Origin of the sequence: Rothia uropygialis (assembly GCF_004137765.1) — a bacterium.
GTDB lineage: Bacteria > Actinomycetota > Actinomycetes > Actinomycetales > Micrococcaceae > Rothia.
In genome coordinates, this window is sequence record NZ_NOIS01000002.1 from 412,569 (window position 1) to 430,971 (window position 18,403).

The following is an 18,403-nucleotide window of genomic DNA, read 5'->3' on the forward strand; positions in this document are numbered from 1 at the left end:
CAGCAAAGTCCCCGCCCCTGTCCCCCGAACGACGGGGCGGGGACTCATCGCTCACGGACCGACACTCAGGAAGGCTATCCCCATGTCGAGCAAGGTCACCGCCGAAGAACGCCCGCGGCCAGAGGACAAATACCTCGGCCTCGGCCCCAGCTTCGGCTACGGATTCCAACACGTATTGACGATGTACGGCGGCATCATCGCCCCGCCGCTGATCGTCGGCGGCGCCGCCGGGCTGTCCGGAAGCGAACAGGCCCAGCTGGTCGCGTGCTGCCTCTTCATCGGCGGACTGGCCACCCTGCTCCAGTCCTTCGGCATCAAATTCTTCGGATCCCAGTTGCCCCTGGTTCAGGGCACATCGTTCGCGAGCGTGGCCACCATGACGGCGATCGTGAGCGGCGACGGAGGCATCCAGGCCGTTTTCGGCGCTGTCATGGTCTCCGCTTTTATCGGCTTCCTGATCACGCCCTTCTTCGCCCGCGTCATCCGGTTCTTCCCACCGGTAGTCACCGGCGTTGTGATCACGACCATCGGACTGTCTTTGTTTCCCACGGCGGCTCAGTGGGCGATGGGTGGAGCGGAGGTCGAGGTAACCGGGGATGCACCGACGATCGTCAAGAACGTGTGCCTCGCGGGCGGCACGCTTCTGATCATTCTGTTGCTCTCCAAAGTGGGCAGTGCCGCAATATCGCGCCTGTCCATCCTTCTGGGCATCGTCCTGGGCACAGTCCTGGCCGTCGTGCTCGGCATGGCCGACTTCTCGACCATCGGCGACGGCGCGATCTTTGCTTTCCCTCAACCCTTCTCTTTCGGCCTGCCGACGTTCGACCTAGCGGCCGTCGTCTCCATGACCATAGTCATGTTGGTGATCCTGACCGAAACCACCGCCGACATCCTTGCGGTGGGCGAGATCGTCGATTCCAAGGTGGACCGTCGACGGATCGGCGACGGCCTGCGCGCCGACGTGGGTGCTTCCTTCATAGCCCCCATTTTCAACGGTTTCACGCAGTCGGCCTTTGCCCAGAACGTCGGCCTGGTCGCAATTACCGGCGTGAAATCGCGATTCGTGGTCACGGCCGGAGGCGCAATCATGCTGGTCCTCGGTCTCCTACCAATTCTGGGGCGAGTGGTCTCAGCGGTTCCCCCACCGATTCTGGGCGGTGCAGGCATCGTTCTGTTCGGTACGGTGGCCGCATCGGGCATCCGGACGCTCAGCACGGTCGAGTACGAGGGCACCTCGAACCTGATCATCGTCTCCGCTTCCCTCGGCGTGGGCCTGCTGCCCGTCGTCAAGCCGGACATCTACAGCGGATTCCCGAGCTGGTTCGAAACCATTTTCCATTCGGGTATCAGCTCGGCCGCCGTCGTCGCCGTTCTGCTGAACCTGCTGTTCAACGAACTCAAGTTCGGAAATCCACCGGCCGGTGAGGGGTCCGTGTTCGCTTCGGCGCCTCCGAGGTACGTTCCCTTCGAAGCTCTCGAACAGCTTCGAGGCCGCCTCCACGAGGGGGACGTCGTCAAGGACGGCAAGATCCTCGATTCGAACGGGAACGAACTCCCGTGCATCACCGCTTCCGGCCAGATCGTCGATGCGCCCGTGATGGATAAATTCACCGAGGTCGCTTCAGAGGACCATTGAGCACAATCCACACAACGACGACGCGGGCCCGCATGGATGCGGGACCGCGTCGTCGTTGACTGGTGACCGGGCTCGACCGGGGTGTCAGGCAGTCTGCCTGCGCCCAGCGCCTTGGCGGACAGTGCCCGTCAGCGAGATTGTGCGAACTGGCTCGAGAGCTCTTGGGCCGCGTCCCGCAGGAGTGGGACGGCTCGCTCTCCGAAATCCCAATCCACTCTGGAGACTGGCCCGGATACGGAGATCGCGGTTGGCGTGGGAGCCTCGGGCAACGCCATCGAAAAGCAGCGCACCCCGATCTCCTGCTCTTCGTCATCGATCGCGTAACCCCGTTCGCGGATCTTGGCCAAGTCCGCGAGCAGTTCCTCCATGGTGCCCAGACTCTTGTTCGTGGGCGTCGGCATCCCCATCGTCGAAACGATCGAGATCACCTGGGACTCGGGCAGCGTTGCCAGGATGGCCTTGCCGACGCCGGTGTCGTGGGTGTGGGCCCTGCGCCCGACCTCCGTGAACATGCGCATCGAATGCGAGGACTGCGCCTGCCCCACGTATACGACCATGTGACCGTCCAGCACCGCCATATTGGCGGACTCCCCCAGGCGGTCCACGAGCTTCTTCAGGACCGGCTGGGCGTACGCGCCCAATTGCAAACTCGCGGTGTATCCGAGCCGGATCAGCCCGGGCCCCAGGGCATAACTGCGATTGGGAAGTTGCCGCACGTAGCCCAGGTACACCAAGGTCCGGAGCAATCGGTGGATCGTCGGCAGAGGCAATTCAGCTTTGCCGGCCAGCTCACTGAGCGAGGATTCGCCTCCGGAGCTGGTGATGATGTTGAGCAGGTCGAAAACTCTCTCGACGGACTGAACACCGCCCGTACTCTTTCCTTCTGTCATTGTGCCTCCTCGTGGTGGTTACCGCGCACTGTGTGGTTCTCCTGGCCGGGACTCGCGCTGACGCCATGGTTCCGGCCTCGGTGGCGGTGCGCCGAACCTCCGGCTTGGAAGGCGCCGGGTCGGCAGTCTAAGAATCATATTTCAACAAAACCTTGTCATGCGTCACATCGTACATTTAGGATTCATTTAATGGAATTGTTTTTCCACAATACGGATTTAGTGCCGGAGCAGTCATCCGGTACGTCACGGAAGGAAACATTCAGATATGCCCGCTCCCAGCCCCGGATATTCCATGGTTCTCCGCCTCGAGGCACCCGCTTCGTTCAACTCCACCAGTGAGATCACCGCCGCCGCCTCCGCTGCAGGTGCCCAGGTCACCGCTCTGGATGTCGTGGAGTCGCGTCCCGACAACGTGATCGTCGACATCAGTTGCAATGTCTCCAACGCGGCCCACCGCGACGAGGTGCGGGACGCCATCAACGATCTCGACGGCGTCGCGGTCCATCACATCTCCGACCGCACCTTCCTGATTCATTTGGGAGGCAAGATCGAGGTGACACCACGCGTTTCCCTCCGCAACCGTGACGATCTGTCGCGCGCCTACACCCCCGGCGTCGCCCGGGTGTGCACCGCGATCCACGAGAATCCTGAAGACGCGCGCAGCCTGACGATCAAACGCAATACTGTCGCCGTGGTTACCGACGGAACCGCGGTGTTGGGTCTCGGCGACATCGGTCCGGCCGCGGCCCTGCCGGTTATGGAAGGCAAAGCCGCCCTCTTCAAGGCGTTCGCCGAGGTCGACGCGTGGCCCGTATGCCTGGACACCAAGGACACCGAGGAGATCATCAGCATCGTCAAGGCCTTGGCGCCCGTCTACGGCGGGGTGAACCTCGAAGACATTGCTGCCCCGCGCTGTTTCGAGATCGAAGCCCGCCTTCGCGAGGAATTGGACATTCCCGTGTTCCACGACGATCAGCACGGCACCGCGATCGTCACGTTGGCGGCTCTGTACAACGCGCTGCGCGAGGTCGACAAGAAGATCGAGGACATCAAAGTCGTCGTCTCAGGCGTCGGCGCCGCAGGAAACGCGATCATCCAGTTGCTGCTCGCCAACGGCGTTGCCAACGTGATCGCTTGTTCGCGCAACGGTGCCATCCACTCCGGCGAGGACTACACGGACCCACACCGAACGTGGCTCGCGGAGAACACCAACAAGAACGGATTCAGCGGGTCGCTCAAGGAGGCCGTGGCCGACGCGGACGTCTTCATCGGCGTCTCGGCGCCCAACCTTCTGACGGGCGAGGACATCGCGACCATGGCCGACGGTGCCATCGTCTTCGCGATGGCCAACCCGGACCCCGAGGTGGACCCGACCGAAGCCGCCGAGCACGCCGCCGTCGTCGCAACCGGCCGCAGCGACTTCCCGAACCAGATCAACAACGTTCTCGCGTTCCCCGGCCTGTTCCGAGGTCTGCTCGATGCAGGAGCGTCGGACATCACTCAGAACATGCTCGTTGCGGCGGCGAAGGCCATTGCCGACTGCGTGGACGAGGAGGAACGGAATCCGAACTTCATCGTTCCGAGCGTCTTCGACCCCAATGTGGCCCAGGCTGTGGCCGATGCCGTCGAAACCACCGCACGGGGCGAATCAGGGCGCTGAGACGAGCCCGTCCCAGCCACCACCAGATACATCGAGAGCCCAGGAGGCAAGCATGACCATCACTCACAACACGCCGGAGAATCTGGCCGTCGCGGACGAGATCCTCACCGATGAGGCCCTCACATTCGTCGAAGCCCTCCACGAGAAGTTCGGGGATCGCCGCGAAGAACTCTTGGGAGCCCGCGAGACGGAGCGAGAGAAGGTCGTGGCCCGGGGATCTTTGGACTTCCCCCAGGAGACGCGTCAAGTGCGCGAGGGCGAGTGGAAAGTGGCCCCTGCACCGGAAGCGCTGCGCGACCGCAGGGTCGAGATGACCGGGCCCGCGTCTCCACCCAACATGGCCATCAACGCGCTGAACTCCGGAGCCAAAGTGTGGCTCGCGGATCTTGAGGATGCCGCGAGCCCCAGCTGGTACAACCAGATCGACTCGGTCGCGAACCTGCGCGACGCGGCACGGGGTACTCTCCGCTTCACCTCGTCGAAGGGCAAGGAATACACGTTGCGCGAAGACCGGCCCAGGGCCGTGGTCGTTGTTCGCCCACGCGGCTGGCACCTTCCGGAGAAGAACATCACCGTCAATGGAAAGACCGGGTCCGGTTCCCTGACCGACTTCGGCCTGCATTTCTTCCATACCGCGCAACAGCTGCTGGAGAACGGTCACGGACCGTACTACTACCTGCCCAAGATGGAGTCCTATCTCGAGGCTCGACTCTGGGAGGACGTTTTCACTTTCGCCGAGGAATACCTCGGCCTCGACCACGGAACCATCCGAGCCACGGTTCTGATCGAGACGATCCCCGCCGCGTTCCAGATGGACGAGATCCTCTACGAATTGCGCGATCACGCGTCCGGGCTGAACGCGGGACGCTGGGACTACCTGTTCTCGATCATCAAGTACTTCCGGGACGCCGGGGAAAAATTCATCCTGGCCGACCGTTCCTCGGTCACCATGACCGCGCCCCTGATGCGCGCGTACACCGATCTGCTCGTGCAGACCTGCCACAAGCGCGGCGCATTCGCGATGGGTGGCATGGCGGCTTTCATCCCGTCCCGCAAGGACGAAGAGGTCAACCGGGCAGCCTTCGAGAAAGTCCGCAACGACAAGAGCAGGGAGGCCCAGGACGGTTTCGATGGCTCATGGGTCGCGCACCCTGACCTGGTTCCGGTGTGCCAGGAAGTATTCGACGACGTCTTGGGCGACAAGCCCAATCAGGTGGACCGGCTACGGCCCGACGTCACGGTGACCGCCGAGCAACTGTTGGACGTCCCGTCCGCCGGGGACCAGCGCACCGAAGCGGAGTTGAACGACAACCTGTACGTTGCGATCCGGTACATCGCCGTGTGGCTTTCCGGCAACGGCGCCGTGGCAATCCACAACCTCATGGAGGATGCCGCCACCGCGGAAATCTCACGGTCCCAGGTCTGGCAACAAATCAAGAACGGCGTGGTCTATCAGGACACCGGCAACACCGCTACTCAGGCCCTGGTCTCGACGGCGCTGGACCGACAGCTCGACGTGCTGCGCGGCGAGATCGATTCCGAAAACTACGAGAAGTGGTTCGTGCCAGCGGGCAAGCTGATCCAGGACATGGTCCTGCGCGAGGACTACCCAGACTTCCTGACCTTGCCCGCTTATGAGCTGATGGAAGGGATCAAGTGAGCCGCCAGACCGCCCTGCCAGACCCGGAGACGGAGGAGGTCGGCTGTCTCTCTGGGACCTTCGCAACGCGGGCCGATCAATTGCTCGCCGGCACGGACTCAGATCTGGCCCGTTTCTTCCCGGGCGATTCCGGCGTCCGCCAGCCCGTCCACACGTGCTATGTTCCCGCCGATCTGGTCACCGAACGAACCCCCGCCGAGTGGGGTCGCGCAGCTCTTCGGGCCGCGGAGGAAGCCGGCGGGATCGAATCCCTGGCCGGACTTGTGGGAATCGACCCGACCGACGCGCGCGACGTCGTCGAGCGGGTGACCGCGAAGCTGCGGATTGAGCCGATCGAGGACCTTCGTCTGGACCTGGAGGACGGATTCGGCGACCGACCGGATGCGCAAGAAGATGCCGCGGCCGCAGAAGCGGCCCGGACCGTCGCACGATTCGCGTTCAATCGTCACCACGACTCGGCCCCCGCCCCAGCTTTCGCAGGCATCCGTTTCAAGAGTTTCGAGTCGGCCACCCGGGCACGAGGGCTGCGGTCCCTGGACCTGTTCCTGACCACGTTGGTGCAATCGGGTGGGCTCAAGGAAGCCGGCGTGAGCGCGGACGGGCTCCCGCCCGGCCTGGTGTTGACTTTGCCCAAAGTATCGAGCGTGGAGCAGGTGCAGGTCATGGTCGAAGCGTGCCAAGCACTCGAGAATGCCTTGGGGCTGCCCGCTGGTCGCCTGAACTTCGAGATTCAGATGGAGACCGCGCCCATGATCTTGGGTCTGGACGGAAGGTGCCCGATCCCGGACATGCTCCGTACTGCCGAAGGGCGCGTGACTTCTCTGCACTACGGCACATACGACTATTCCGCTTCGCTCGGCATATCGGGCGAATTCCAGTCTCTGGAACACCCGGCTGCCGACTACGCCAAAGCGGTCATGCAGGTGGCCGTGGCCGGTACCGGAGTGCATCTTTCGGACGGCTCGACCAACCAATTACCGGTGGGCGAGGCCGACCAGCGTAGGCAGGCCTGGACCCTGCACGCGCGCCTGATCCGCCGCTCGCTCGAGCGCGGCTACTACCAGGGCTGGGACTTGCACGCGCATCAATTGCCCACGCGTTTCCTCACCAATTACGGCTTCTATCGAGACGCATTCGCCGATGCCCTCCGACGCCTCGTGGCCTATGCCGGACGGTCCGTCCCGGGCATCCAGGCGGCGGATGTCGCGGATGAACCGGCGACTGCGCGAGCGCTTGCTGTCTACGTACGGCGGGGGCTCCTCTGCGGCGCGGTGGGCGAGGACGAGCTGCGTGAGGTCGGACTTGATCCAGAGACGCTCCGTTCCGCGGCTTCCCCGGCTTCCGGAATGGCACCACAGACAGGAGACGTACGATGACCGATCGCAATTACTGGGCAACCCGAGGTGGACATCCTCCACAAACCGATCTTCTTTCCGACCGCGCCATGTTCCGGGAATCCTATGCGGTCATCCCTCGTGGTACCCAACGCGATATCGTCGCCTCGGTCCTGCCGTTCTGGTTCAAGACACGCCTCTGGGTCCTTGCGCGACCGCTCACGGGATTTGCCGAGACGTTCTCCCAATACCTGGTGGAGGTCTCTGCCGGGGGCGGATCGGACCGGCCGGAAGAAGACCTTGGTGCCGAGGCCGTTTTATTCCTCATGGAGGGCCATCTCGAGCTGACTCTGGCCGACGCACCTCACACGCTGAAGCCGGGCGGTTACGCGTTCATCTCTCCGGGCGAAACATGGGCGATTCACAATCGGGGCACCGATGCGGCGCGCTTCATGTGGATTCGCAAACGGTATCAGGAGGTTCCGGGGATCGAGAGACCGACGTCGTTCGTGACCAACGAGCAGGACATCGACCCCACACCGATGCCGGGCACAGAGGGACGTTGGGCCACGACCCGTTTCGTGGACGCCAAGGATATGCGCCATGACATGCACGTGACCATCGTGACCTTCCAACCGGGCGGAATCATCCCCTTCGCGGAAACCCACGTGATGGAACACGGTCTCTACGTGCTCGAGGGGCAAGCCGTCTACCGACTCAACGAAGACTGGGTCGAGGTTCAAGAGGGTGACTTCATGTGGTTGCGGGCGTTCTGTCCACAGGCCTGTTACGCCGGTGGCCCCAAGCCTTTCCGTTATCTCCTGTATAAGGACGTCAACCGTCACGCGCCCCTCGCCCTGGGAGGCCACGCGGGCCGCTGAGCTCACGATGGTCATCCCGAAGGGCCCACGCACCGCACCCACGCCGTCGTCGGACAGCACACAGTGCTGTCCCACGGCGGCGTCGTGCGTTGAAGGGCCCGTCCTCGGCGATCTCGCTCCGAAGAAAATCCGCGAAGATCGCCCAAATTTTCCGGTTGACGCACGTCACATCCTGACCTAGGGTTTTCATACAACAGAAGTTAGATTCCGTATCCCGAAAGTTTGGATTCGACGGAGACCCTACCGCACAGGAGGAACACCGTGAGCTACACCGTCAACGCATCGATCTTGCTGACTGACCTGCCCGTCAAGGATCGCCCGCAGGCCGTAGCCGACGCCGGGTTCACGCGCGCCGAGTTCTGGTGGCCGTTCCCGACCCCTACGCCCTCGGACTCCGAGGTCGAAGAGTTCGTGGATTCCCTCGCAACCGCTGGGGTTCAGCTGACCGGCCTGAACTTCTACGCGGGCGACATGCCCGGAGGCGAGCGCGGTGTGCTGTCCCAACCTGCACGGGCCGAAGAGTTCCGTGCCAATATCGAGCCCGTCCTGAAGATTGCCCGGGAAACCGGGTGCACAGCTTTCAACGCGTTGTACGGCAACCGCGTCGATGGCGAGAACCCGGCCGCCCAGGACCGCTTGGGCGTCGAGAATCTGCGGCAGGCGGCGGACGCCGTGGCCCAGATTGACGGTGTCGTCCTGCTCGAGCCTGTCTCCGGCACCGAGGCGTACCCGCTCAAGACGGCAGCGGACGCGCTGTCCATCATCGAGAAGGTCGGGCGAGACAACGTCAGGCTGCTCGCGGACTTCTACCATCTGGCCGCCAACGGCGACGACGTCGCGAAGGTCATCGAGGAGCACGCCGCGGACTTCGGTCACATCCAGATCGCGGACCACCCGGGTCGGAACGAGCCGGGCACGGGAGAGCTTCCCCTTGAACGGTGGATCGAACGCTCCGCCGAACTCGGCTACGACGGCGTCGTCGGTCTGGAGTACAAGGCATCCCACAACGACCCGTTTGCGTGGTTGCCGCGCGAACGCCGGTCCTGAACAACCGAATTCTCAACCGAATCTTTAAGGAGAACGATATGACCAAGATTGCAGTCATCGGATTGGGCATCATGGGTCTCCCCATGGCGAAGAACCTCGTGAACGCGGGGCACGACGTCGTCGGCTACAACCGCTCCCCTGAGAAAGCCCAGAAATTGGTCCAGGCCGGAGGGACCGCCGCAGATTCCGTAGCCGAGGCCGTCACGGGAGCCGAGGTGGTCGTCACCATGGTCCCGGACTCCCCCGACGTCCAAAGCGTCGTCGAAGGCGATGACGGCGTGTTCGCCCATGCTGCCCAGGGTGCGTTATGGATCGACGCGTCGACAATCCGTCCGGATGTTGCCGGCAACCTGGCTCACGCGGCCCGCGAGGCGGGTCTGCGCCCGTTGGACGCCCCGGTCTCGGGAGGTGAACAGGGCGCGATCGACGGGGTTCTGTCCATCATGGTCGGCGGCGAGGAGGCCGACTTCGAGGCGGCCCAAGAGGTCCTCAACGTGGTCGGCAAGACGATCGTGCATGTTGGTCCCTCGGGGTCAGGACAGACCGTCAAGGCCGCCAACCAGCTCATCGTGGCCGGCAACATCGAGCTGCTGGCCGAGGCTGTGGTCTTCCTCGAGGCCTACGGCGTGGACACGGACGCCGCTCTGAAGGTACTCGGCGGCGGTCTGGCGGGCTCGAAAGTCTTGGATCAGAAGGGCCAGAAAATGCTGGACCGCAACTTCGACCCCGGATTCCGTCTGGCCCTCCACAACAAGGACATGGGCATCGTCACCGCCGCGGCTCGAGAGGCTGGCGTGAGCATTCCCCTCGGGGGTCTCGTGGCCCAATTGGTCACCGCCCTGGTCGCGCGCGGCGACGGAAGCTTGGACCACTCGGGGCTGTTCCAACTCGTCAACGAATTATCAGGCCGCGACAAGAAGTAGCCCCGAAGCCTGCGGGCTGCGGGGAACTGAACTGAATTCAAGGAGAACATCATGAGCAAGATGCGTACGGTCGACGCCATCGTGGAGATCCTCGAGAAGGAGAACGCGACCGAGGCGTTCGGTCTGCCCGGCGCGGCGATCAACCCTCTCTATTCAGCGATGCGCGCGCACGGCGGTATCCGCCACACCCTGGCCCGCCACGTCGAGGGCGCCTCCCACATGGCCGAGGGTTACACTCGCGCGGCTCCAGGCAACATCGGCGTCTGCATCGGCACCTCCGGGCCGGCAGGAACGGACATGATCACGGGGATGTATTCGGCGTCGGCCGACTCGATTCCGATTCTGTGCATCACTGGTCAGGCTCCGGTCGCCAAGCTGCACAAGGAGGACTTCCAAGCGGTCGACATTTCATCCATCGCCGAACCGGTCACCAAGATGGCCATGACTGTCCTGGAGCCCGGGCAGGTCCCCGGCGCGTTCCAAAAAGCTTTCTATCTGATGCGTTCGGGCCGACCCGGCCCGGTTCTGCTCGATCTTCCTCTGGACGTTCAGCAGGCGGAAATCGAATTCGACGTCGATCTGTACGAACCCATGCAGGCCAGCCGTCCGGCGGCAACCCGCGCCCAGGCCGAGAAGGCCCTGGACATGCTCTTCGCTTCCGATCATCCTCTGATTGTCGCGGGCGGCGGGGTCATCAACGCCAATGCCTCTGACAGGCTCGTGGAGCTCTCCGAGCTGCTGAGCGTACCGGTTGTTCCGACCCTCATGGGTTGGGGAACGATGCCGGACGACCACCCGCTGATGGCCGGCATGGTTGGGATACAGACGTCACACCGCTACGCCAACGCGACCTTTCTCGAGTCCGACTTCGTTCTGGGAATTGGCAATCGCTGGGCCAACCGCCACACAGGATCCATCGACAAGTACACCGAGGGACGCACTTTCGTGCACGTGGACATCGACCCGACCCAGATTGGTCGCGTCTTCGCCCCGGACCTCGGCATTGCCTCGGATGCCGGTGCCGCCTTGGACGTCCTCGTCGAGGTCGCCCGCGACCGCAAGGAGCAGTTCTCCGTGCCCGACTACGAGGTGTGGGCCAAGGAGTGCGCGCACCGAAAAGGGCAGATGCACCGCAAGACCCACTTCACCGAAACTCCCATCAAGCCCCAACGGGTCTACCAGGAGATGAATGCGGCCTTCGGAACGGACGTCACCTACGTCTCGACGATCGGGCTCTCACAAATCGCCGGTGGCCAGTTCATGCACGTCTACGGCCCGCGACGGTGGATCAATGCCGGTCAGGCCGGCCCCTTGGGCTGGACCTGCCCCGCGGCACTGGGAGTGGTGCGCGGACAACCCGGTCAGACCGTCGTCGCCCTCTCCGGTGACTACGACTTCCAGTTCATGATCGAGGAGCTTGCGGTGGGCGCGCAGTTCAACCTGCCGTACGTCCACGTGGTTGTCAACAATTCCTATCTTGGTCTCATCCGCCAGTCACAGCGCGGGTTCAAGATGGAACAGAACGTGTCCCTCGCCTTCGAGAACATCAACTCTCCGGAGACCCAGGGATACGGGGTGGACCATCTTAAAGTCGTCGAGGGACTCGGGTGCAAGGCCATTCGCGTCACGGATCCCGAAAAGCTCCGTGATGCCTTCACCTCGGCGAAGTCGCTGGCCCAAGCGCATCAGGTTCCGGTGGTCGTGGAAGCCATCTTGGAGAAGATCACCAATATCTCCATGGGCACCGAGCTGGACAACGTGACGGAGTTCGAGGAGCTGGCCGAGAACGGATCGGACGCGCCCACGGCCATTTCGGTCATGGACTGACCGTCCGATACCAACACCATTGGGTGAGCCGCGTGTCTCGCGGATTCCACGCAGATCCGCGGCTCGCCCCAGAATTCTCAGGGAGGTAACGGTGCGAATCGTGGTGGCACCTGACAAGTTCAAGGGGTGCGTGACGGCCCGCGAGGCGGCCGAGCACGTCGCAGCGGGAATCCGCGAGGCCAGGCCGGATGCCGATCTCGTCCTACTCCCCGTGGCCGACGGCGGAGAAGGGACCCTCGAGGCCGCCGTGGAGTCCGGCTACACGCTCCAGGAGGAGACGGTGACCGGGCCGGTCGGCAACCCCGTGTCCGCGGCGTGGGCGAGACGTGGTGGCGACGCCGTGGTCGAGATGTCCCTGGCGTCGGGATTGGCGGCGCTGCCGCACGACGCCACGGGCGAACCGATCCTGGCGCCGCGCGAGGCCACAAGCAGAGGCACCGGCGAATTGATCGCCGCCGCATTGGACTCCGGATGCACACGAGTCGTCCTGGCTGTGGGCGGCAGCGCTACCACCGATGGCGGTGCGGGCATGATCGCGGGACTGGGTGCCCGGTTGCTGGACACCTCCGGCAATGAACTGCCGGACGGCGGTTCGTTTCTCGCGAATCTGGGGGCGATAGATCTCTCCAACCTGCATCCGCGTATCAAGGACACCGAGTTCGTACTGGCAGCGGACGTGGACAACCCGCTGACCGGAAACCGTGGGGCCGCGGCAGTCTTCGGTCCGCAAAAGGGCGCGAGCAAGAAGGACGTCGCGGACCTCGACTCCGCTCTGGGCGTCTTCCGTGACAGGCTCGCGGAAGCCTTGGGCAAGTCCGCGCGGCGGGCCGCGAGTTCGGAAGGAGCCGGTGCAGCAGGCGGCGTGGGCTACGCAGCCCTGACAGTGCTCAAAGCCACACGAAGGCCCGGCATCGACGTCGTCCTCGACTTGGTCTCCCTCCACGAGGCCGTCGCCGACGCCGACTTTCTGATCACCGGGGAAGGAAGCCTGGACGAACAGAGTCTCGCCGGAAAGACACCCTTGGGGGTGCTGAAGGTCGGTCAGGACCACGGCGTGCCCGTGCTCGCGGTATGCGGTCGCACTACTTTGCCGTGGCGCATCCTGCACGAGACGGGATTCCACGCGGTTTACGCCCTGTCCGGACTTGCACCGGATGACCTGACCTCGATCCGCGAGGCTCCCCGGTTTCTCCACAAGGTAGGGAGAACGCTCGTCACGGAACATGGCATGGCACGGGCCGTACCGTCCCCCGACAATCAGCTCTGACCAGTAATTTTAGTCGGGACGGCGTCCGACGTCCCCTCTCACGGAAGGATTCCACCATGAACGCACATCCCAAGGACTCCACGCCAAACGGCTCGGAGGGAGCCGATGAACGCACGGATTCGGAGTCCGATCGTGGGCGGTGGGCTGTGACGCCCAAAGAAAATGCCAAGAAGGCGCCCCAGACCGTTCGGAGCAAGATCGAGAACTCCGCCTCGGAGCCAGAACCGCAGAACTCACCGCACGACGTCGCCCAGGGGAATTCCCAGCGGTCCGTGACCGACGGTCGTCAGTCGGGCTTCGATTCCGCGCGCGCGGAGCAGATCAAACTTGCCAACAGGGCCAACAACCCTGTGCGAGTGCGGGAGCTGATACGTGCGTACAAGTCCGAGCACACCGTCGACGACATCGGACCGGAAGACAAGAACCGGGACGCTGCCACAGTCGTTGGAGAGTCCCGCTTCGACCTCGTGGTACGCGGCCGCCAGGTCTCGTGCGGCGACCATGTCGCCCCTCGAGAGGTCGCGGTCAAGGACGGAAAGATTGTGGCAATCGAGCCGCTGGGGGCAGACCTCGACGGGACGCGTGTGGTCGAGCTGGAGGAGGACGAGACGCTGATCCCGGGTTTGGTGGACACTCACGTCCACGTCAACGAGCCCGGTCGCACCGATTGGGAAGGATTCGCGAGCGCTACGCGTGCGGCCGCCGCCGGCGGCGTGACCACGATCGTGGACATGCCGCTGAATTCCGTGCCCGCCACGGTCAACGCTCCGGCGCTGGAATACAAGAGGTTGTTCGCCCGGCGCAACGTTTTTGTGGATGTCGGGTTCTGGGGAGGGGCCGTTCCCGGAAATGAGAAGGATCTGCGTACCCTTCACGACGAGGGCGTATTCGGCTTCAAGTGCTTCCTGCTGCATTCAGGGGTGGACGAGTTTCCGCACCTCGATGCGGATGAGATGGAAAAGGACATGGCCGAGATCAAGACGTTTGACTCGTTGATGATCGTGCATGCCGAAGACTCCCGGACCATCGACAGGGCTCCGAGTCCGGATGGGGACGTCTACGACAGATTTCTGAAGTCCCGGCCTCGCGGCGCGGAGAACATCGCGATCGCGGAGGTCATCGAGCGGACCCGCTGGACCGGTGCCCGCTCGCACGTCCTGCACGTCTCGTCCTCCGACACGTTGCCCATGATCGCCTCCGCCAAGCGTGATGGCTTGGATATCACCGTAGAAACCTGCCCTCACTATCTGACTTTGCTCTCCGAGGAGATTCCGAACGGCGCCACCGCCTTCAAATGCTGTCCACCGGTACGCGAGGTGGACAACCGGGAGAAGCTGTGGGAGGGACTTATGGACGGGACCATCGATTTCATCGTCTCGGACCATTCGCCTTCGACACTGGCGCTCAAGGATCTCGGAAATGGCGACTTCGGTGTGGCGTGGGGTGGAGTTTCGTCCCTGCAGTTGGGTCTGTCCCTGATCTGGACCGAGGCGCGTCGTCGCGGGATCCCGTTGGCTAAGGTCCTCGAGTGGATGTCCCGGCGGCCGGCCGAGCGTGTGGGTCTCCGGTCCAAAGGTCGCCTGTCCCTGGGCTACGACGCAGACTTCGCGGTTTTTGCGGCAGACGAAAGTTACGTCGTCGATGCCGCCAGGCTCAATCACAAGAACCCGATCACCCCCTACCAAGGCAAGGTAGTCTCAGGCAAGGTCCGCAAGACATTCGTCGGTGGCAAGCTCGTAGACTACAAAACCCCGACCGGCAGACTGATCAACCGCGGATCCGCTTAAGTCGGCGCTGCGAACGCTAGGCATCGACGCCAGCCGGCTACCGAAACAAACCATCAATCATCAGGAGAAAACATGTCACGCGAACTCGTTCCCGGCGACCCCGCCCCCACCCTCGAACTTTCAGCCCACGACGGAAGCACCGTGAACCTCGGTGCCCACCACGGAAGCGACGTGGTGGTGTATTTCTTCCCCAAGGCCTTCACCCCCGGGTGCACCAGCGAGGCCTGTGACTTCCGGGACAACCTGGCCGCCCTCAAGGGACGGGTCTATGGGGTCTCCGGGGACAGCCCAGAGGAATTGGCCCGCTTTGCCGAGGAGTACAGCCTCCCGTACACGCTCCTGTCCGACCCGGATCACGCCGCTGCCCAGGAATGGGGCGCGTGGGGTGAGCGCACTATCAACGGTGAGACTTCCGTTGGCCCCTTGCGATCGACCTTCGTGATCGACACCGCCGGAAAGATCGTGCGCGCCGAATACCGTGTCGATGCGGAAGGCCATGTGGCTCGACTCGTGTCCGAGCTGCAAAAATAACCGGGGACATGGGATCGAAATGACTTCGGGAACACCATGGGACATCGGGGCCTACGATGTCGAAACATATTTGGACCAGATCGGCGTGGTCGATGCACACCGAGCGCCTCTCGACCTGGATCTAGTGCGTCGAATCTACGGCGGTCACGTTCGCACGTATCCGTTTTCCAATGTCCAGGTGCTCCTGGGTGATCATCCGGGCGTGACGGCGCATGCTGTGCAGCAGTCCATCGTGGAGCGTCATCGTGGCGGTTATTGCTTCGAACATTCTCAGCTTTTCGCGGGTGTCCTGCAGCGATTGGGCTTCTCGGTCGACCTCTTCCTTGGACGCGTGCATTCACCCGACAACTCGCGAACGCATCTGAGCGTCGTCGTCACTGTGGGCGATCACAGCTACCTGTGCGACCCAGGCTTCGGTTTCAGCCTGCGCGAGCCGATGCTCATTTCCGAAAACGGCGAGCATATCGAAGGCGACCGCACCTTCACTCTGGTCAAACACGGCTCGGCGGCTTCTGAGGTTTGGGAGCTGCAGCGCGATGGCGAGCCTCAGCACTTCACGGACCGACTGCCGGTGATGCCCGTTGATGTCCGCTCAGGCCACCTGGTCACGTCCACCGCTGGCTTCGGACCGTTCACGGAACATCTTATGGTGATGCGGCACACTGCCGAAGGCCACGTCACCGTCACCGAAGAGGCTCGAACCTTCCGATCTGCCGGGCAAAGCACCCGCAGAGAAGAACTGGACCCCGTGGATACCGCCACCGCTGTCGAAGCATTGGGCGTGCACATGACTTCTCATGAGAAGGAAAGACTCGCGGAGAGGATCGCAGACCTGCAAAACCGTTCGGGGGCGCCCTCGACTCGGAACGAGATCTAGAGCGAACAGACGGCGGCTTCCTGGCGAATCGGCCACGACGCCGGCCCCTTGGGCCTTCGAGGATTTCAATCGGGTGAGCTCTCGGTGAGAATGGTGGGACGGCCTGTCCTCACGATGAATCGAAGTTCTATGAAAGACGCACTGTTGCTGATCGATCTCCAAGCCGGGTTCTTTACGTCCGAGACCTTGAAACTGGCCCGAAAGAATCTCGTCGAGTCTTCCAACAAACTCATAGCAGCGGCTAGGGACAACAGGGTCCCGGTTTTCCTCATCACGACCGAGCACAGCCGGGACCGATCCACGTGGACTCTCAACATGCTCGACGACGATCAGGGGTATCTCTTCCACAACGACCCCTCGGCAGAGCTGGTCGAGGGGCTTGACACCCAAGGCGTCACGCGGGTCGAGAAAACCCGTGACAGCGCCTGGTTCGGCACCGACTTGGACTTGAGGATAAGAAACCTGGATGTTGATCGCGTGGTGGTCGCGGGGGTCTCCACCCATGGATGCATTGCTCAAACGGTGCGGGACGCGTACGCACGAAATATTCGAACGGCAATTGCAACCGACGCCATAGCGGATGATCGGGAGCGCTACCAGGACATCATGCTGGAGCAGCTGGTCGACGACCGGCAGACCCAGTTGCACGCCGTGGACGAGGTCATACAGATGTGGGAGTCCGATCACTGAGCGGAGATCGGCCGTTCTGAGACTGTAGCGTCGGACGACGCCTTGCTTCTGGCCTCGTCGTCCGAGACGGTTTCGAGAGGCGATGATTCAGTACTACGGCGAGCTACAGTATTGGGGAACTACGATGCCGCAACATGTAACTGTGAGCCGTATTATCCCGCCCCGATCTCCGGAGCGAACCCCATAGTAACCAGAGGGTGGCTAACTCTGACCCAAAGCACATTGTATTTCTATTATGCAGTCAGGAGATTAAATCAGAATTGGCTAATGCCGTGGTATTTCAAGGGCCAAACAGCAGAATCCCCGATAGCGTCGAGAATCAGAATCGGCGAATCTACGGCAACACAACGCCGGATAAGGGCGGGTGTCACAGTATTCCGCGGTATCCCGCAGTATTTCCCCAGCAATGCACAAACACTTTCCGACAAATCCGTCTTCCACCACCCAGCTTCCTTGAAAGAGATCTAAACCAAAAATCGGAAAAATGCTTGCAAAGTCGATCCGGTCGGAGTTATATAGTTAGTGAGGCGCACAGCTGTAAGAAGAACGCTCCCATATCGGAAAGGGCATGATTATGGCTGACAAGAACACTCCGGGACAGTTCGGGAACCGCAAGGACACCCAAGAACAAGCCCACAAGGGCGGCGAAGAGAGCACCGGCAGCTTCGGTGACAAGAACTCTGCCGACCCGCATAAGGCCGGAAGGGAAGGCGCTGAGGCCCAGTCCACAGAGGACAAGGCCAAGGGCGGCCGCCATAGCGGCAACCAGTCCAGCTAAACTTCCCTAGCTGACATGCGGCCCGACGGACGTTCTGCGCTCAGAGTTCTTGCACAACTTCCGTCGGTCCCACAGCTTTAAGGTCTGGCCCGCCTGCTAAGAAGTCGGAGACGGTCAAGCCGTTGTGTCCGGCAGAGCAAAGGAGCTCACCATGCAGTATGAAACGCAACCAGTCACAGAGACAATCCTGACGATCCCACCAAAATATGTGCAGAACGAGTCCCAGTGGGCTCGGCAGATCTGCGTGAGACATCGGTGGCGGTTGTGTGCCGAAACAGGAGAGATTTGCGACAGTGATGGAAAGACTCTGGCCGATGGGCTGAACACCCTGACCACGGCCCTGGTCGGTCTCGGATGGATCGTCCCCAAGGAAGAAGGCGAGCTGACCGCCGGTATTGCTTGGCATCTGATTCCGGAGGAAGCCGAAGCCGCGGCCGAAGAACTCAGGAAGGCCGCGACAAACAAAATTCCTCAAACCAGGCCGGGTGCAGCCGCCAGCCATGAAGCCGAATGACAACCGATCAGGCATCGCCTGAGCTACTACAGACATCTCACGCCTGATGAATGAGCCGGAAGCCTGATCGGGAAGGCTGGTGCCCTGGACCCGGACCACTG

Annotated in this window: 16 protein-coding genes; 15 read left to right on the plus strand and 1 reads right to left on the minus strand. The window is 62.6% G+C overall.

Going from position 1 to position 18,403, the window contains the following annotated elements:
* Positions 1–82 precede the first annotated feature (82 nt).
* Entirely contained in the window at positions 83–1,636 is a 1,554-nt protein-coding gene (locus EWV35_RS05455; RefSeq protein ID WP_129658861.1) for a nucleobase:cation symporter-2 family protein, read from the plus strand.
* Positions 1,637–1,764: 128 nt separating this feature from the next.
* Here the strand turns inward: EWV35_RS05455 and EWV35_RS05460 are convergent, their stop codons facing one another.
* Positions 1,765–2,526 carry an IclR family transcriptional regulator gene (locus EWV35_RS05460; protein ID WP_129658863.1) on the minus strand — a complete coding sequence of 254 codons (762 nt, stop codon included), beginning with the start codon at positions 2,524–2,526 and terminating at the stop codon, positions 1,765–1,767.
* Positions 2,527–2,791: 265 nt separating this feature from the next.
* Here EWV35_RS05460 and EWV35_RS05465 point away from each other — a divergent pair, with 265 nt between their 5' ends.
* The 14 genes from EWV35_RS05465 (at position 2,792) to EWV35_RS05530 (ending at position 18,302) form a co-directional block, all read left to right on the plus strand.
* The gene (locus EWV35_RS05465) at positions 2,792–4,186 is read left to right on the plus strand and encodes an NAD-dependent malic enzyme (RefSeq protein WP_129658865.1); all 1,395 of its coding nucleotides are present in this window, start codon (positions 2,792–2,794) and stop codon (positions 4,184–4,186) included.
* Positions 4,187–4,238: 52 nt separating this feature from the next.
* Positions 4,239–5,846 (plus strand): malate synthase A, encoded by a 1,608-nt coding sequence (gene aceB, locus EWV35_RS05470; protein WP_129658867.1) that lies wholly within the window; start codon positions 4,239–4,241, stop codon positions 5,844–5,846.
* Entirely contained in the window at positions 5,843–7,222 is a 1,380-nt protein-coding gene (locus EWV35_RS05475) for a DUF6986 family protein (RefSeq protein WP_129658869.1), read from the plus strand. Before aceB ends, EWV35_RS05475 begins: the two co-directional genes overlap by 4 nt.
* Complete coding sequence (locus tag EWV35_RS05480) at positions 7,219–8,061, plus strand: bifunctional allantoicase/(S)-ureidoglycine aminohydrolase (RefSeq protein WP_129658871.1); 843 nt, start codon at positions 7,219–7,221, stop codon at positions 8,059–8,061. The genes EWV35_RS05475 and EWV35_RS05480 overlap by 4 nt, the downstream gene beginning before the upstream one ends.
* Positions 8,062–8,322: 261 nt before the next feature.
* Positions 8,323–9,108, plus strand: coding sequence for a hydroxypyruvate isomerase family protein (locus EWV35_RS05485; protein WP_129658873.1), 786 nt, complete (start codon positions 8,323–8,325; stop codon positions 9,106–9,108).
* 20 nt (positions 9,109–9,128) lie between these two features.
* Positions 9,129–10,031 (plus strand): 2-hydroxy-3-oxopropionate reductase, encoded by a 903-nt coding sequence (locus EWV35_RS05490; RefSeq protein WP_274542947.1) that lies wholly within the window; start codon positions 9,129–9,131, stop codon positions 10,029–10,031.
* A 51-nt stretch (positions 10,032–10,082) separates the two neighbouring features.
* A complete protein-coding gene (gene gcl, locus EWV35_RS05495) occupies positions 10,083–11,858 on the plus strand; it encodes a glyoxylate carboligase (protein ID WP_129658877.1) in 1,776 nt (591 codons plus the stop codon).
* A gap of 100 nt (positions 11,859–11,958) precedes the next feature.
* Positions 11,959–13,125, plus strand: a complete 1,167-nt coding sequence (locus EWV35_RS05500; RefSeq protein WP_394342434.1) for a glycerate kinase — start codon at positions 11,959–11,961, stop codon at positions 13,123–13,125.
* Positions 13,126–13,529: 404 nt separating this feature from the next.
* The gene (gene allB, locus EWV35_RS05505) at positions 13,530–14,912 is read left to right on the plus strand and encodes an allantoinase AllB (protein ID WP_129659626.1); all 1,383 of its coding nucleotides are present in this window, start codon (positions 13,530–13,532) and stop codon (positions 14,910–14,912) included.
* A gap of 72 nt (positions 14,913–14,984) precedes the next feature.
* Entirely contained in the window at positions 14,985–15,443 is a 459-nt protein-coding gene (locus tag EWV35_RS05510) for a peroxiredoxin (protein WP_129658881.1), read from the plus strand.
* 19 nt (positions 15,444–15,462) lie between these two features.
* Positions 15,463–16,320: an arylamine N-acetyltransferase family protein gene (locus EWV35_RS05515; RefSeq protein WP_165168365.1), complete on the plus strand. Its 858-nt coding sequence runs from the start codon at positions 15,463–15,465 to the stop codon at positions 16,318–16,320.
* 129 nt (positions 16,321–16,449) lie between these two features.
* A complete protein-coding gene (locus EWV35_RS05520) occupies positions 16,450–17,010 on the plus strand; it encodes a cysteine hydrolase family protein (protein WP_129658885.1) in 561 nt (186 codons plus the stop codon).
* A 574-nt stretch (positions 17,011–17,584) separates the two neighbouring features.
* On the plus strand, positions 17,585–17,788 hold the full coding sequence (locus EWV35_RS05525; protein ID WP_129658887.1) for a hypothetical protein: 204 nt from the start codon (positions 17,585–17,587) through the stop codon (positions 17,786–17,788).
* 151 nt (positions 17,789–17,939) lie between these two features.
* Positions 17,940–18,302, plus strand: coding sequence for a hypothetical protein (locus EWV35_RS05530; protein WP_129658889.1), 363 nt, complete (start codon positions 17,940–17,942; stop codon positions 18,300–18,302).
* Positions 18,303–18,403 lie beyond the last annotated feature (101 nt).